Raw genomic sequence first — 14,845 nt, forward strand, 5'->3', positions numbered from 1 at the left:
TATTAAATAGGACGTATGGTGTTTTCTCCTGTTGCGCTTAAATTAAAGGCGACGGCTGTATTTAAAAATAGATAGATTATTATTTAAATCATTAAAAATACTGGCGTATAAGCTACATTTCGCTTGCCATTTTTGTCGATTGGCGAATTTGAAAAAGTACTAATTACTAAGAGATCGCTTTATGAGTATACCTGCGCAGATTAATTCCTGGGTCATTGATCATTATATAAAAGATAGGCTTGATGGCTCGGAGCTGCGTTGGGTGTCGCGTCCCATGCCAGCCATAGAGTCTGGTCAAGTATTGATTAGAAGCTGTCTACTATCAATCGATGCCTCTAATTTGTTGTGGCTAAGCGAAAAAGAAGACTATCTGCCGCAGCTGCAAATTGGCGATATTATGCGCGGCAATATTATTGCTCGTATTGAATATTCAAACCATCCTAGCTTCGCCGAGGGTGAGTATATTCTTAGTCTGCAAGGCTGGGCAGATTATATGGTGATTGATGGTGATGCTTTACTAAATAATAAATTAACCATTAAATTTAAACCTCATCCGCAGGTGCCCCTCGATGCTTACATTGGCACTTTGGGAATTACTGGGTGGTCGGCCTATATCGGAATGATGGAGATTGGAAGGCTCAAAGCAGGTGAGCGAGTGTTGATTAGTGGCGCTGCGGGAGCGACAGGGATCATGGCAGCGCAAATTGCTAAAGCGGCCGGTGCAAAAGTCTACGGCTTAGCGGGTGGTGCTGATAAATGCCGTTTCTTAGAAGAGACGATAAACCTGGACGGTACTATAGATTACAAGGCGGCAGAAGATTTGCGGGGAGCTATTGTCCAGCTAATACCTGACGGTGTTCAAGTCTTCTTTGATAATGTGGGTGGCGAGACCCTCGATGCCGTATTGCCGAATATGTGTATCAATGGCCGAATCGTCGCGTCCGGAAGCGTATCTCAATATGGGCGGTCGGAGCAGTACGGCATTAAGAAATTGCCTCTAATCACCTCCAAGCGCTTGCGAATGGAAGGCTTCTTAATACTCGATCATTTACATGAAATAAATGCGGTCCTGGCGACGATGGAGGAATGGTTGCTGGAGGGTAAACTCATTAATAAAAATTATATTATCCATGGTCTTGAAAATGCCCCAGATGGGCTGGCTAAATTGACCTCAGGTGGAAATATTGGCAAGCTTGCGGTGTATATAAACTCATGAGTATGAATAGATACTTTTAATCTGATTTTTATCGTTAGAATAAGTAGCTATCAATTCGCATAGAAATTAGTCTGCTATGTCCTTCCGATTCTACGGCTGTTTTTGGTCTATCCTAAACAGCTGTATATGATGAATTTCTATCCTCGGCTTGCGGTGTGCGCTAAAAATATTACAACCAAAGGCTTTAATTCACATATTCTTACATCAAATTTAGTTATTTAAACAGTAGTTTATTTAGCGCGGCATTATCCCTTCGACACCATAATTTATATGGCAATGACAATAGATTTTCGCGCTGGACAATCGATCAGGCGTTCCGTATAAATGCATCATAAGAATGATAATAATAAACTCGAAAAGAGATAATCATGAAATTACGCTTATTAGCCATAGCGCTACTGGCCGTCGCGGCCGCACCAACCATTTCCCAAGAGAGCAGCGGAGTTAAGCGAAGCGGTGTACTGGAAGAAGTTCTAGTCACCGCCCGAAAGCGCGAAGAAAATATTCAAGAAACGCCGCTGGCAATAACTGCCCTTAGCGGCAAAGACCTTAAAGACGCGGGCATTGAAAACATCAACGAATTGTCCAAGAGTGTCCCAAGTCTGCAAATTAACAAGGGCCAATCTAATCAGATATATATTCGCGGCATCGGTGAGCGAACCGGTTTTGTGAGGGTGGACCCCACGGTTGGCGTCTATATGGACGGCTTATTTCTACCCAGAGCCGACGGCCAGCTATTGGATACACTGGATGTTGCGAGCTTGCAGGTACTGCGAGGTCCACAGGGCACGCTATTCGGTAAAAACACAACCGGTGGGGCCTTGGTGCTCACGCTCGAGAAGCCCAGTGACCAATTTGAAGGTTATATCGAAGCCGGCATAGGTAACTATCAAGCGCGCAAAATTCGAGGCGCTATTAACGTGCCTATCAGTGATACATTCCTTACCAGAATCTCAGCCAACGTCGCTAAAAATGACGGATATATGGAAGACTCTGGAGCGGGTAGTAGCTCAAATTCAAGTGATGGCAAATCCATACTACTGCAAACCCGCTGGGATGCCTCAGACGATTTTACCTTGGAAAACTTACTGTTTTTCGGTAGTAGTGACGAAGTCATGACAAATACCAACTGCAATATCGTCAACGACGACGCGCTGTTTGTAGATGGACTTGCTCTGCTCTGGGCTGGTGACACTGATGCATCTCAGGGCACCGCCTACCGTGAAAACTGTGAGTCCAATAGCCGCGAGCGTCAAGGTGATCTCACCGCCAATAAAGGCGAACATCCGCGACTTAATAAAAAGTTTGACTCAATACTGTTTGGCGCCACCGGCACTTGGGTTGTGAATCAAGACGTTAGTATTAAAGCGGTACTGGGGCTGCGCACCGCCACTGAAGGACCGATCATGAGCGCCGACAACGACGGCGGCCCAGAAGACTACAACGAGGCATTTAACGTTGGCGACAGTGATCGAAATTCTCTTAGCCTAGAGTTACAACTCAATGGCTCCGCGTTTGAAAGTCGACTGAATTACACCACAGGCATATTCTTCGCGGCGGAAGATAATGATGAAATCTTCGGTTTGCTAACCAACTTTGTCGGCTTGGATGCCACCTCTGCACTCCAGCTTGCAGCAGGTCAAGACCCCACCAGACCGCTCTCACCGCTTGGAACGGTTCCCGTGGTTGCAGCTATCACAGGCGATCCGCTGCTTAAAAACGAATTCACCCTAAAAAATCAGTCTTTGGCGGCGTTTTTCCAAGCCTCTTACGACGTCACTGAGGCATTCCAAGCCACACTTGGTGTGCGTTGGACGGAAGAAACGCGGACCTCCGAGCTGAAAACGGTGGGTACTGATATGACTGACGTTGAGAATCGACTGACAGGTACCGGCCGATTTACACCGCTGGTAGGTCAGCCCGGCTTCTATTCGTTTAATGGTCGCTGGGCGGAAGATCCCGTACGAATAGCCAGCGACTTGTATCCGGACGCTGACGGCGATGGCATTCCCGACTTTGTATACGACGAAGCCAACCCCACTTACGCAAAGGCTGATGAGGTATTCCGTCAGGTCACTCCCATGGTGTCGCTGAGCTATAGCTTTGCTGATTACGTCCTGGCCGATACCTTTATCGATGTGGCCACTACCTACGTTACTTGGAGCAATGGCTTTAAGTCCGGGTTCTCTGAGCCCCGGGGCGTCGATGGCCTCGCCAGAATAGAACCAGAAGAAGTCGAAAACTTGGAAATCGGCATTAAAACCGACATGTTTGATCGCTCGATGCGTTTCAATGTGGCGGCGTATCGAACCGACTATAAGAACATTCAGCTGATCACCGTTTCTTCCGATACCTCTGGCAACCTTATTGTGGTGTTCACCAACGCAGGTCAAGCCGTTATCGAAGGCGCGGAGATGGAGCTGAGCTGGTTGCCTCTGCCCGGCACCATGATCACGCTGAATTACAGCAACAATAATTACTATTATGAAGAATTTACGGATACCAACCTTAAAGAACTGTCTTTACGCCAAAACCGAGTCGAAGTTGATCGTTCTGCCGAACCCTTCCCAGCCACGCCGGGTGAAAGCGCTGCCTTGGGAATTATGTATAGCCTAGAGACTGGCTTCGGCACCATCACACCGCGTTTGGATGTCAGCTACAAAGGCCCAGTGTTCTTTGGCTTAGATGCCTCCTCAGCGGTGAAGTACGGAAATGACAGCGCTCTGGCCGGTGCCAAGGAATATGTACTCGCCGATTTTCGACTTAGCTGGACCAGTAAAGCGGGTAGCACTCGACTGACCGCCTACGTCAAAAACATCACCGATGAGCGCTTCATTGGGGGCACGGTTGCCGTCGCAGATTCGCTGGGTACATTCAATCAGTCCTACGGCGACCCTAGAATCTTTGGCGTAGATATGAGCTATAACTTTTAAAATGAGCTAATGGCGAGGGAGTGCAACATAGAAATACCGAAAAGAGCCTAAACCAGACTTTGGTTTTAGAGCCTTTTCTAATTCCGGCTCGCTGCACTTCCCTACCTAACATAGACACTTAGCGCGCCAATTTTGAGGCTGTTTCAAATGCCTCCGGACTTACGCCACCGATGTGATTCTGGCGTAGACTTTAGATCCGAGTATCGGGTTATTCTGATGGCTATGGGAGACCTTAGAATATCGGGGGAAACCACTAGAAGTGGTGCCCAGAGACGGAATCGAACCGCCGACACGAGGATTTTCAATCCTCTGCTCTACCGACTGAGCTATCTGGGCATATATCGAGGGCTTTGGCTGCCTCTCAGAAGGCGCGTATTAAACCTGTTCCTAAAGAGTGAGTCAAGCCCCTGAAACATAGACTTATTCGCTGGGGGGTACGTAGCCCTCAGCTTTTTCGTACTCTTCGCCTGATAGAAACTTTTGCATTTCTTCTTGCAGGAATTTTCGCGACGAGGGATCCATCATGCTGAGGTGCTTTTCATTAATGAGCATGGTTTGGTGGGCGTGCCATTCTTCCCAGGCTTTTTTGGAGACGTTTTCGAAGATGTCCTGGCCTTTGGGGCCCGGGTAGGGCGCTTTGCTCAGGCCTTCAAGCTCTTGCTGGTATTTTTTGCAGAATACGGTACGGGTCATAGTGAGGCTTCTCTTAATAAATCAGAGCTGAATACAGCGTCGAGTAATTTTTTTACTGGTGCGGCAAGGCCGACTTGTTGTTCAGGGTGTCCCTTATACCAAAGCTGAGGTTTGTCTTCCATGATTGCGTTGATATCTGTGTTGAGATGAATATGGACTGGAGTGATGTCTAAGTGGAAATGGCTGAAGGTGTGGCGTATGACTGGCCACTGCTGTTTTGTGCCCTTGGCGTTGAGCTTGTTGTGAAGATAATGCTCTAGCTCGTCGGTATTTGCAGCTTCAGGAAAGCTCCACAGGCCGCCCCATATACCGCTGTCTGGGCGTTGCTCTAACAATATCTCGCCATTCTTGTTCTCTAAGATCAGCATGTGGACTTGGCGGGTGGGAATTTGCTTGCGCGGTTTTTTACCAGGATATTGTGTTTGGGAGTTAGCTGCGAAGCTCTGACAGTTGTTTTGCACCGGGCAGCTTGGGCATTGGGGTTTGCTGCGGGTGCATAAGGTGGCGCCTAGGTCCATGATAGCTTGGGTGTAATCGGCAACCCGGTTTTCTGGCGTAAGTTCTTCGGCAAGCTCCCAGAGTTGCTTCTCTACCTGTTTTACGCCGGGCCAGCCGGCTATTGCGGCGTAGCGTGTGAGTACGCGTTTGACGTTGCCATCAAGTATGGGCGCGCGGCCATTGCAGGCAATGGAGAATATAGCGGCAGCGGTTGAGGGCCCAACGCCGGGGAGAAGTTGCAGCTGCTGGTGGTCGTGGGGGAATTCGCCGCCAAAGTCGTCGCAGACTAGCTTGGCGGCCTTGTGTAGGTTTCTGGCGCGGGCGTAGTAACCGAGGCCGGTCCACAGCGCGAGAACGTCATCAGTGGGCGCCTCAGCCAGGTTTGTCACCGTGGGGAAGCGCGCCATAAAGCGCTGATAGTAGTCGATGACGGTGGTGACTTGGGTTTGCTGGAGCATAATTTCAGACACCCACACCCGATAGGGTGTGATGTCTTGTTGCCAGGGCAGGTCTTTGCGGCCGGCGATGTCGAACCATGCCAGCAACTGTTGGCTAAAGATCTGCTGATTGCTTGATTTCATTAAGAGTTTCGCTGCCAACACCAGAGGCCGTTGCTGGCCTTAAAACCGAGCTCTGCAAATAAATTGATGAGTTCTGGTGCGCTGCGCAGATCGGCGGAGATAGATTGCAGCTCAGGAGGCAATTGCTTCATGGCCTGAATGATTAACTGCCTTGCCACGCCTCGACGGCGAGTGACCTCGCGCACCGATAAGCGCGCAATTTGGTAGTCGCCACCGTATATGGGGGTGAGTGTGAAAGCCGACAGAATTCGACCATTAAAGCGACCACCATAGATAATCAGCTTTCCGGATACGGCAGATGCCAGTAGTTTAATACTGTCGTTGGGATACAGTATTTCGAGGTCAGCGGCATCCTGAGGATCGGGCTGAGTGATAATTTCTGCATATACGGGCATTTATGACGCTTCTGCTTGGTGTAATACGGTTCGGGATTTTTTATAATACGCTATTGTAAGCAAATAACCGATGAGGCGTCGATGAACGAGCGCAAAGCTACGATCAGCCGTAACACCCTAGAAACCCAAATTACCGTGACCGTCAATTTAGATGGTACGGGCACGTCGCATTTTGAAACTGGGATTCCCTTTCTAGATCATATGATGGACCAGATTGCTCGCCACGGTCTGATTGATTTGGTGGTGCACGCCAAGGGTGACTTACACATTGACGCCCATCACACAGTGGAAGACATCGGTATTACCCTGGGCCAGGCCTTTGCCGAGGCGGTGGGTGATAAAAAAGGCATGACTCGTTATGGTCACGCCTATGTGCCGCTGGACGAAGCTTTAACGCGGGTGGTGATTGATTTCTCTGGTCGTGCCGGCTTGGAATACCACGTGCCTTATACTCGCGGCAGCGTGGGTGGTTTCGATGTGGATTTGTTCTCTGAGTTCTTTCACGGTTTTGTGAATCACGCCAAAGTGACTCTACACATTGATAATTTGCGCGGTAAAAACACCCATCACCAAGCTGAAACCGTGTTCAAGGCCTTTGGCCGTGCAATGCGTATGGCTTTGCAGGCTGATGAACGCATGGCCGGTATTATGCCTTCCACCAAAGGCAGTCTCTAGGATTTATCTTTATGAGCTCTTCTTCCGTTGCCGTCGTTGATTACGGCATGGGTAATTTGCACTCCGTTGCCAGTGCGCTTGAAAAAGTGGGCAATGGGGTAAAAGTTTTGGTCACCGATTGCCCCGACACCATACTCAGTGCAGATCGCGTTATTTTTCCTGGCGTTGGCGCTATTCGCGATTGCATGGCTGAATTAAAAGCGCGCGGTCTCGATGAGGTAATTCAGGAAGTGGCGGCGCAAAAGCCCCTGCTCGGTATTTGCCTTGGCATGCAGGCACTGCTGGAAAGTAGTGAGGAAAACGGCGGTATAGCGTGTTTGGATGTGCTGCCCGGCGCAGTAAAGTTTTTTGGTGCTGATTTACATGACAGCGCCGGCACTCGCCTTAAAGTGCCGCATATGGGCTGGAATAACGTAGCGCACACTATTGAACATCCGCTGTGGGCGGGCATTGCCAACGACAGTCGGTTTTACTTTGTGCATAGCTACTATGTGGACGCGCCAGATTTTGTTGCTGGCACCGCAGATTACGGTGTGCAAGTACATGCGGCGCTGGCCTGTGAAAATGTTTTTGCGGTGCAGTTTCACCCTGAAAAAAGTGGTGAGGCCGGCTTGCGCCTACTAAGCAACTTCTTGAATTGGGATCGCCCGACGGCGAGTTTCTTCCCCGTCACAGATTAATGTTTACCCCAGAATTTTATCTTTAGGTTTGTATTATGTTGATTATCCCGGCAATAGATTTAAAAGACGGACAATGCGTGCGCCTGCGTCAGGGCGAAATGGGCGACTCTACGGTATACGGTAACGATCCCGTGGAAATGGCCGCGCGCTGGGTTGCCGAGGGTGGACGTCGTCTGCATTTGGTTGATCTCAATGGTGCCTTTGAAGGCAAGCCTGTCAATGGCGAGGCCGTAAGGGCCATTGCCAAGGCCTACCCCGATCTGCCCATTCAAATTGGCGGTGGTATTCGCTCAATGGACACCATTGAGCAGTATTTAGATGCTGGCGTGAATTACGTGATTATCGGCACCAAGGCGGTTAAAGATCCTAAGTTTGTGGCCGAGGCCTGCAAAGCCTTTCCGGGTTCGGTCATTGTTGGTTTAGATGCCAAAGAGGGTTTGGTCGCCACCGATGGTTGGGCAGAAGTGTCCACTTTGCTGGCCACTGAATTGGCAAAGCGCTTTGAGCAGGATGGTGTGACCTCAATCGTATATACCGATATTAGCCGTGACGGCATGATGCAGGGTGTCAATATTGATGCCACCGTGGCCATGGCAAAAGCCTCTGGCTTGCCGGTCATTGCCTCTGGCGGTGTGACTAATATGGATGATATTCGGGCGCTTAAAGCGGTAGCGGGTTCCGGAATATTGGGCGCTATTACTGGCCGCGCGATTTACGAAGGCGAGCTTGATTTGCGCGAAGCTCAGCGCTATTGCGACGAACAGCAGTAAAGGGAAGGCACTATGGCTCTGGCTAAACGTATTATTCCCTGCTTGGATGTCGACAAGGGGCGCGTCGTAAAGGGCGTTAATTTCGTCGGTATTCGTGACGCCGGCGACCCCGTTGAGGTTGCCAAGCGCTACAACGAACAGGGTGCTGACGAAATCACGTTTTTGGATATTACCGCGACCCATGAAGGTCGTGAGACCACAGCGCATATCGTTGAGCAAATTTCTGCAGAGGTATTTATCCCGCTCACGGTTGGCGGTGGTATTCGCGAGATTAAAGATATTCGTGCCATGCTCAATGCCGGTGCCGACAAGGTTTGTATTAACTCGGCGGCGATACACCGTCCCGACTTTGTGACCGAGGCCGCCGACCGTTTTGGCACTCAGTGCATTGTGATTGCCATAGATGCCAAGCAGGTTGCGAATGAGGCCGACGGCAGTCCGCGCTGGGAAATCTTTACCCATGGTGGCCGCAAGCCAACCGGTATTAATGCGGTGGAGTGGGCCATAAAAATGGTGAAAAACGGAGCGGGTGAAGTGCTGTTAACGAGTATGGATGGCGACGGCACCAAGGCCGGTTATGACTTGGCGCTAACCCGGGCCATTTCCGAAGCGGTGCCGGTGCCAGTTATCGCGTCTGGCGGGGTGGGTAACCTCGATCACATGGTAGCGGGTATCAAAGAAGGTTTGGCCGATGCGGTATTGGCAGCCAGTATCTTTCATTTTGCTGAATACACGGTGCCAGAAGCTAAAGCTTATATGGCTGCGCGGGGCATTGAGGTGCGTTTGTAATTGCTTGTCCGGAAGCGAGAAAGCGGGCCAATGGCCCGCTTTTTTTATGCTCGCTTATTGGGTCACCGTGTCGGTGTTGAGCAAAGCGGTTTTGGGCATAGACATAATCTTTAAGCCCTTGAGAAGATTCAGTGCTTCATAGAGTTGGTTGTCATTGGCGGCTAAATTCTCGCGCTTACTTTTTTCGGCTTTGCGGCTTACGCTGGTGCTTTCTTCGCCGTTACCATCGCCCCGGCCCAAGTGGCCCGCTAAGTCGGCTTCGGTGATCTCCATGCCACTACCCGTTAGAGCTTCAACGCGGGCGCGTTCAACAATGATGTCTGGCTCTATACCCTGCGCCTGTATAGATCGCCCGCTGGGGGTGAAATAGCGGGCGGTGGTTAATTTAATGGCGCTTTCTTCAGACAGCGGTAAAACGGTTTGCACCGAGCCTTTACCAAAGCTCCGTGTTCCCATAATTACGGCGCGGCGATGATCTTGCAGTGCGCCAGCAACGATTTCAGAAGCCGATGCCGAGCCGCCATTAATGAGCACTACCATCGGTGTTTCATCAGCGGGTTTTTGCGCGTTAGCCATAAAACGGCTATAGGCATTGGGTAGGCGACCTTGGGTGTATACGATCATGCCTTCATTAATAAATTCGTCGACCACTTGTACAGAGGCTTGCAGCAGCCCGCCGGGATTATTGCGTAAGTCTAATACTAGGCCGTTTAAATCCTTGGCGCCGGCCTTGAGTTTGGCGAGTTCCTTTTTCAAATCTTCGCCGGTGCGGCTCTGGAATTGCGAAATGCGGATATAGCCGTAACCGGGTTCAAGCACTTCGCTGCGCACACTGGCCACAGTAATCACGTCGCGCTTTAGTTGCACTTCAAAGGGTGCGCTAACGCCGTTGCGGAGTATGGTTAGCACAATTTTACTGCCTGCCGGACCGCGCATAAGGGTTACGGATTCCTGCAGGTTGAGCCCCTTAATAGGCTTGTTATCGATTTGAATGATCAGGTCGCCGGTTTGAATGCCCGCGCGTTCAGCGGGCGTGTCGTCGATGGGGGTAATGACTTTGATGAAGCCATTCTCCATGCCGACTTCAATTCCTAGGCCACCAAATTCGCCGGTGGTGTGGTTTTGTAGATCTTCAAAGGAGCTGGCGTCTAGATAGTCGGAGTGCGGGTCTAGTCCGCTGAGCATTCCGCGAATGGCATTTTCGAGCAGGGTTTTGTCGTCGACTTCCTCTACATAACTAAGACGAATTTGATTGAATACGTCGGCGAAATTTCTCAAGGCCTGCAGCGGCAATTGGCCCTGCGGTTCGGTGGGGCTGTCTGTATCGCTGGCTTGGCCTTCTGCAAGCGCGGCTAAGGGGCTGGCCAAGAACACGATTAAAAGTGCAGAAAGTGTGTGGCGAACGATATGTGGCATGGCTGTAAATTCCCGAAACGACGTCAAACGACAGTTATTGTATCTTGCTTTATCGGCGATTACTTCGCCCTTACTTGCACCAGCTGCGTGGGTCTGTTGGTTGACCTTTATAGCGAATTTCAAAATAAAGCCCGGCTTGGCGTTGGCCGCCGCTGTTCCCTACAGTAGCAACAGCTTCGCCGCCTTTAACCCAGTCGCCTTCGGCGCGCAGCAGACTTTGGTTGTGGGCGTACAAGCTGAGATAGCCACCACCGTGATCGACAATAATCAGTAAGCCTGCGCCGCGCAACCAGTCGGCAAACACCACGCGGCCATTGTGGATGGATAGCACCGAGTCACCCTCGCGACCGGCAATTTGAATGCCTTGCCAGGTGACTGCGCTGCCTTGGCGAGATGCCCCGTAGCGATTAAGGAGTTTGCCGGTGACTGGCCAGGGCATTTTTCCGCGCATGGCTTTAAACGGCTGATAGCTTTCTGGCATGGCGATATTGGTGATTTCTCGCTCAACCGCTTGTAAGACGCTTTCTAGGCTTTTACGTTCCTTGTCGAGCTTGTTTAGTGAGCTGGTGTTGCTCAGTATTTCTCGGTCTAGGCCTGTCAGTGCCTTGGCGCGTTGCTGTTTTTGCTGCACAAGCGCTTGTTGCTGACGTTTTAGCTCAGCGCTGGTGTTGGCTAAAGCTTGGGCTTCGGTTTTGATCGCTGGCTTTAGCAAGTCTAATTCTGACAGCGTGTCGCGGTATTTGCTGAGTTCTTCACTGCGCGCGCGATTAAAATAGTCAAAGTAGGTGAGTGTGCGGCTGAGCTTTTCGGGTTGCTCTTGATTCAGCAGCATCTTCAATTGGCTTTCTTTACCGAGGATATACGCGTTGCGAACATGCTCGGCAATCAGCGATTTTTGACTGAGCTGCTTTTTGCGAAGTTGCTGTTGGCGTGTTTCTAGCTCGGCTAGCTTGCGCTGCTGCTGATCGCGTTTAGTGCTGGTTTGACGAAGTTTTGCAGCTAGCTTACCGATGTCGGTCTCGATCTTACGCAGCGCCTTGGCGGTGCTGCTGCGATCGTCCTGCTGCTTGCCAATCGATTTTTTCAGCGAGCCGATTTTTTCATTAAGACTGTCGAGCTGACGTTGGGTGTTTGCGTCATTGGCGGCTACTGCAGTGCTGGTCAGTAGTAATAAAACCCAACATAGCGTGCGTAAATTGACAGCGCGAGGCAGCACCTTAAATAGCCTCAGACGTCGCGCAATAAATTAACGCCGGTCATTTCGTCCGGTTGCTCAATGGTCATCAGCGCCAACATAGTGGGCGCGATATCGGCGAGCTTGCCGCCAGTTTCTTGCAGGGCGCGGCCTTGGCTGCCGACGTACACCAGAGGCACTAGCTCGGTGGTGTGTTGGGTGTGTGCCTGGCCGGCGTCGTAGTCAACCATTTGCTCGCAGTTGCCGTGGTCGGCGGTAATTAGGCAGTGACCATTTACTTCCATTACGGCATCGGTAACACGTTTTATGCAGGTGTCTAGGGCTTCAACAGCTTTAACCGCGGCTGCAAATATACCGGTATGGCCGACCATATCGCCGTTGGCATAATTACACATGATGGCGTCATATTTGCCGCTGCAAATTGCGGCAACTAGTTTATCCGTGACTTCAGGCGCGCTCATTTCGGGTTGCAGGTCATAGGTGGCCACATTGGGCGATGCGATGAGCTCGCGGTCTTCGCCTTTATAGAGTGCCTCACGGCCACCACTAAAGAAGAAGGTGACGTGGGCGTATTTCTCGGTTTCGGCAATGCGCAGTTGGGTTTTGCCGTTTTTCTCTAATACTTCGCCCAAGCTGTTGTGCATTTTTTCTGGGGGGTAGGCCACGGCCGCTTTGATGCTGTCGGCGTATTCGGTGGTCATCACAAACTCAGCCAACGCGGGCACGGTGTTGCGCTGGAACCCGTCAAACTCTTTATCGACAAAGGCGCGGGTGATTTCTCTGGCCCGGTCGGCGCGAAAGTTCATGAATATGACGCTGTCACCGTCTTTGATGCTGCCGTCGGCTTGGCCTTGGGCCTGAATAACTGAGGCGTCGACAAACTCATCATTTTCATCGCGGCTATAGGCAGCGGCGAGGGCGTCGGTCGCCGAGTCGTAGCGGTAATCGGCGCCGGCTTCGGTCAGCAAATTATAGGCCTTTGCCACGCGATCCCAGCGGTTGTCGCGGTCCATGGCGTAGTAGCGACCAATCACCGAGGCTAAGCGGCCACGACCGAGTTCAGCAAATTTTTGGTCTATTTTGGTCAGCGACTTTTGGGCGCTGCGCGGCGGCGTGTCGCGACCATCTAAAAACGCGTGTACATAAATGTGCTCTGCACCGCGTTTGGCGGCCAGCTCCATCATGGCTAATATGTGATTTTCGTGGCTGTGTACGCCACCCGCAGAAAGCAAGCCTAGAATGTGTACTGCTTTGCCTGCGGTCGCGGCTTTGTCGACGGCTGCGGTGTAAGTCGGGTTGCTAAAAAAATCGCCGTCGGCAATGTCTTTGTCGATACGAGTAATACTTTGATACACAATGCGACCGGCACCGAGGCTCATGTGGCCAACTTCGGAATTACCCATTTGGCCGTCTGGGAGGCCGACGTCTAGCCCCGAGCCGGAGATGAGTGTGTGCGGCGAAGTTTCCCATAGCGCGTCCCAGTTAGGGGTTTTAGCGTGGAAAATTGCATTGTCTTTGGGGTCTTCGCGATAGCCAAATCCGTCGAGTATAATCAGTACAACAGGTTTTTTGGTCTGCGTGTCGGCCATAATAAATCACTTCAAATCGGCTGGAATTAGCTCGTTAGTGTAACTTTTTAGCTACAACGAGGCTATGCAGGGAAGGGTGAGAATTGCACAGTGGCAGTGTATACTCTCGCTTTTTTCGCGAATTGTGTTCACCGCGACGTATAAAGAGAGTTTTCATGGAAAAATTAATCCCTTTTGTAGCTGAGCAGTGGATACTTATCTCAGCGTTAATCTCGTGCCTGCTGTTGTTGAGCTTTCACGAGTCACGACGCGCGGGTAAGTCGATTACTCCCCAGCAGATGGTGATCTTGATAAACCAGCAGGGCGCGGTGGTGGTAGATCTGCGGGATAAAGCTGAGTATACCAAGGGTCATATTCTCGACTCTGTGAATGTGCCCTTTGCGAAGTTAGACAAAGAACTTGAAGATTTAGGCGATAAAGAAAAACCGATAGTATTGGTGTGTAAGCTTGGTCAGCACGCCACTGCGGCGGGCAAAAAACTAGGTGCTAAAGGTTATACCCAAGTCCACCGTTTGAAAGGTGGTATTTCGGAATGGCAGGCGATGCAGATGCCGCTGGTAAAATAATCGGTCAATATCCAAAAGTAATGGTATAAACGGGGAGAACGATTATGGCGAAAGTGACAATCTACACAACACGATTCTGCCCATACTGTGTCCGCGCTATGCAGATACTTAGTAATAAAGGCGCAGATGTTGAAGAAATTGCGGTCGATGGTCGCAATGATCTTCGCAAGGACTTATTGACTCGCACCGGGCAGCGTACGGTTCCACAAATTTGGGTAGGTGATACTCATGTTGGTGGCTGTGATGAGTTGATGGCTCTTGAGCGCAGCTCTAAGCTTGATGGAATGCTCGCCTCGTAATCAAGGCCGGCAATATTTTTTTAGTACCTAGAATTAGGAAGTAGAAAGTAATGACAGATGAAGCACAAGCAAAAGCCCCGGCTCAAGCCAAGTTTGCCTTGCAGCGCATTTACATTAAAGACGCGTCGTTTGAATCGCCAAGCGCGCCCGTCATATTCACTAAAGCCTGGAAGCCAAAAATACAGGTTGATTTGAATACCCGCAGTGCGGCAGTGGCTGATAATAATTTTGAAGTTATTCTTACGGTCACCATCACTGCCAAACTCGAAGACGATGAGACTGCATTCTTGGTAGAAATTCACCAAGGTGGTCTGTTCGTGGTAGAGGGCGTGGAAGGTGAGCAGATGCGTCAGCTCCTGGGTATCGCTTGCCCGAATATGCTGTTCCCGTATTTGCGTGAAGCGGTTGATTCTTTAGTGATAAAAGGTGGTTTCCCCGCCCTAGCATTGCAGCCTGTTAATTTTGAAGTGCTATATCGTCAGGCACAGCAGCAGGCAGAGCAAAAAGCGGCAGCCGAACCTAAAACACACTGATCTACTGGCGGCGCAGA

At 50.6% G+C, this 14,845-nt stretch carries 15 protein-coding genes and 1 tRNA gene; 9 read left to right on the forward strand and 7 right to left on the reverse strand.

What is annotated here, in order from left to right:
• The first annotated feature begins 181 nt into the window (after positions 1-181).
• Together AB4875_RS03045 and AB4875_RS03050 are read left to right on the forward strand one after the other, a co-directional pair.
• Positions 182-1,216 (forward strand): MDR family NADP-dependent oxidoreductase, encoded by a 1,035-nt coding sequence (locus AB4875_RS03045; RefSeq protein WP_368374570.1) that lies wholly within the window; start codon positions 182-184, stop codon positions 1,214-1,216.
• 368 nt (positions 1,217-1,584) lie between these two features.
• Positions 1,585-4,149 (forward strand): TonB-dependent receptor, encoded by a 2,565-nt coding sequence (locus tag AB4875_RS03050; RefSeq protein ID WP_368374571.1) that lies wholly within the window; start codon positions 1,585-1,587, stop codon positions 4,147-4,149.
• Between the two features lie 260 nt (positions 4,150-4,409).
• Here AB4875_RS03050 and AB4875_RS03055 read toward each other — a convergent pair.
• The 4 genes from AB4875_RS03055 to AB4875_RS03070 form a co-directional block, all read right to left on the reverse strand.
• A tRNA-Phe gene (locus tag AB4875_RS03055) sits at positions 4,410-4,485 on the reverse strand.
• 84 nt (positions 4,486-4,569) lie between these two features.
• The gene (locus AB4875_RS03060; protein WP_368374572.1) at positions 4,570-4,842 is read right to left on the reverse strand and encodes an oxidative damage protection protein; all 273 of its coding nucleotides are present in this window, start codon (positions 4,840-4,842) and stop codon (positions 4,570-4,572) included.
• Positions 4,839-5,921 (reverse strand): A/G-specific adenine glycosylase, encoded by a 1,083-nt coding sequence (mutY, locus tag AB4875_RS03065; RefSeq protein ID WP_368374573.1) that lies wholly within the window; start codon positions 5,919-5,921, stop codon positions 4,839-4,841. The genes AB4875_RS03060 and mutY overlap by 4 nt, the downstream gene beginning before the upstream one ends.
• Positions 5,921-6,316 (reverse strand): acetyl-CoA sensor PanZ family protein, encoded by a 396-nt coding sequence (locus AB4875_RS03070; RefSeq protein WP_368374574.1) that lies wholly within the window; start codon positions 6,314-6,316, stop codon positions 5,921-5,923. Before AB4875_RS03070 ends, mutY begins: the two co-directional genes overlap by 1 nt.
• Before the next feature lie 81 nt (positions 6,317-6,397).
• Here AB4875_RS03070 and hisB point away from each other — a divergent pair, with 81 nt between their 5' ends.
• From hisB to hisF, 4 genes are read left to right on the forward strand one after another with little or no spacing between them, the layout of a single operon-like run.
• The gene (gene hisB, locus AB4875_RS03075) at positions 6,398-6,991 is read left to right on the forward strand and encodes an imidazoleglycerol-phosphate dehydratase HisB (RefSeq protein WP_368374575.1); all 594 of its coding nucleotides are present in this window, start codon (positions 6,398-6,400) and stop codon (positions 6,989-6,991) included.
• Between the two features lie 11 nt (positions 6,992-7,002).
• On the forward strand, positions 7,003-7,671 hold the full coding sequence (gene hisH / locus AB4875_RS03080; RefSeq protein ID WP_368374576.1) for an imidazole glycerol phosphate synthase subunit HisH: 669 nt from the start codon (positions 7,003-7,005) through the stop codon (positions 7,669-7,671).
• Positions 7,672-7,706: 35 nt separating this feature from the next.
• Positions 7,707-8,441 carry a 1-(5-phosphoribosyl)-5-[(5-phosphoribosylamino)methylideneamino]imidazole-4-carboxamide isomerase gene (hisA, locus tag AB4875_RS03085; RefSeq protein WP_368374577.1) on the forward strand — a complete coding sequence of 245 codons (735 nt, stop codon included), beginning with the start codon at positions 7,707-7,709 and terminating at the stop codon, positions 8,439-8,441.
• Between the two features lie 12 nt (positions 8,442-8,453).
• On the forward strand, positions 8,454-9,230 hold the full coding sequence (hisF, locus tag AB4875_RS03090) for an imidazole glycerol phosphate synthase subunit HisF (RefSeq protein ID WP_368374578.1): 777 nt from the start codon (positions 8,454-8,456) through the stop codon (positions 9,228-9,230).
• Positions 9,231-9,284: 54 nt separating this feature from the next.
• Here the strand turns inward: hisF and AB4875_RS03095 are convergent, their stop codons facing one another.
• The 3 genes from AB4875_RS03095 to gpmM are packed head-to-tail and all read right to left on the reverse strand — an operon-like array spanning position 9,285 to position 13,430.
• On the reverse strand, positions 9,285-10,769 hold the full coding sequence (locus AB4875_RS03095) for a S41 family peptidase (protein WP_438273513.1): 1,485 nt from the start codon (positions 10,767-10,769) through the stop codon (positions 9,285-9,287).
• On the reverse strand, positions 10,717-11,862 hold the full coding sequence (locus AB4875_RS03100) for a murein hydrolase activator EnvC family protein (protein WP_368374579.1): 1,146 nt from the start codon (positions 11,860-11,862) through the stop codon (positions 10,717-10,719). Before AB4875_RS03100 ends, AB4875_RS03095 begins: the two co-directional genes overlap by 53 nt.
• 11 nt (positions 11,863-11,873) lie before the next feature.
• Positions 11,874-13,430: a 2,3-bisphosphoglycerate-independent phosphoglycerate mutase gene (gene gpmM / locus AB4875_RS03105; RefSeq protein WP_368374580.1), complete on the reverse strand. Its 1,557-nt coding sequence runs from the start codon at positions 13,428-13,430 to the stop codon at positions 11,874-11,876.
• Positions 13,431-13,585: 155 nt separating this feature from the next.
• Between gpmM and AB4875_RS03110 the strand changes: the two genes are divergently transcribed.
• From AB4875_RS03110 to secB, 3 genes are read left to right on the forward strand one after another with little or no spacing between them, the layout of a single operon-like run.
• Positions 13,586-13,996, forward strand: a complete 411-nt coding sequence (locus AB4875_RS03110; RefSeq protein WP_368374581.1) for a rhodanese-like domain-containing protein — start codon at positions 13,586-13,588, stop codon at positions 13,994-13,996.
• 44 nt (positions 13,997-14,040) lie between these two features.
• Positions 14,041-14,295, forward strand: a complete 255-nt coding sequence (gene grxC, locus AB4875_RS03115) for a glutaredoxin 3 (RefSeq protein WP_368374582.1) — start codon at positions 14,041-14,043, stop codon at positions 14,293-14,295.
• 50 nt (positions 14,296-14,345) lie between these two features.
• On the forward strand, positions 14,346-14,828 hold the full coding sequence (gene secB / locus AB4875_RS03120) for a protein-export chaperone SecB (protein WP_368374583.1): 483 nt from the start codon (positions 14,346-14,348) through the stop codon (positions 14,826-14,828).
• The last annotated feature ends 17 nt before the right edge of the window (positions 14,829-14,845 follow it).

It is taken from the genome of Zhongshania sp. R06B22 (assembly GCF_040892595.1).
Lineage (GTDB): Bacteria > Pseudomonadota > Gammaproteobacteria > Pseudomonadales > Spongiibacteraceae > Spongiibacter > Spongiibacter arctica.

Coding starts and splice junctions, on each gene's coding strand:
- mutY (WP_368374573.1), bottom strand. CDS start 5,921: ATGAAATCAAGCAATCAGCAGATCTTTAGCCAACAGTTGCTGGCATGG.
- AB4875_RS03060 (WP_368374572.1), bottom strand. CDS start 4,842: ATGACCCGTACCGTATTCTGCAAAAAATACCAGCAAGAGCTTGAAGGC.
- AB4875_RS03045 (WP_368374570.1), top strand. CDS start 182: ATGAGTATACCTGCGCAGATTAATTCCTGGGTCATTGATCATTATATA.
- AB4875_RS03050 (WP_368374571.1), top strand. CDS start 1,585: ATGAAATTACGCTTATTAGCCATAGCGCTACTGGCCGTCGCGGCCGCA.
- AB4875_RS03110 (WP_368374581.1), top strand. CDS start 13,586: ATGGAAAAATTAATCCCTTTTGTAGCTGAGCAGTGGATACTTATCTCA.
- secB (WP_368374583.1), top strand. CDS start 14,346: ATGACAGATGAAGCACAAGCAAAAGCCCCGGCTCAAGCCAAGTTTGCC.
- AB4875_RS03070 (WP_368374574.1), bottom strand. CDS start 6,316: ATGCCCGTATATGCAGAAATTATCACTCAGCCCGATCCTCAGGATGCC.
- hisA (WP_368374577.1), top strand. CDS start 7,707: ATGTTGATTATCCCGGCAATAGATTTAAAAGACGGACAATGCGTGCGC.
- grxC (WP_368374582.1), top strand. CDS start 14,041: ATGGCGAAAGTGACAATCTACACAACACGATTCTGCCCATACTGTGTC.
- hisH (WP_368374576.1), top strand. CDS start 7,003: ATGAGCTCTTCTTCCGTTGCCGTCGTTGATTACGGCATGGGTAATTTG.
- hisB (WP_368374575.1), top strand. CDS start 6,398: ATGAACGAGCGCAAAGCTACGATCAGCCGTAACACCCTAGAAACCCAA.
- hisF (WP_368374578.1), top strand. CDS start 8,454: ATGGCTCTGGCTAAACGTATTATTCCCTGCTTGGATGTCGACAAGGGG.
- gpmM (WP_368374580.1), bottom strand. CDS start 13,430: ATGGCCGACACGCAGACCAAAAAACCTGTTGTACTGATTATACTCGAC.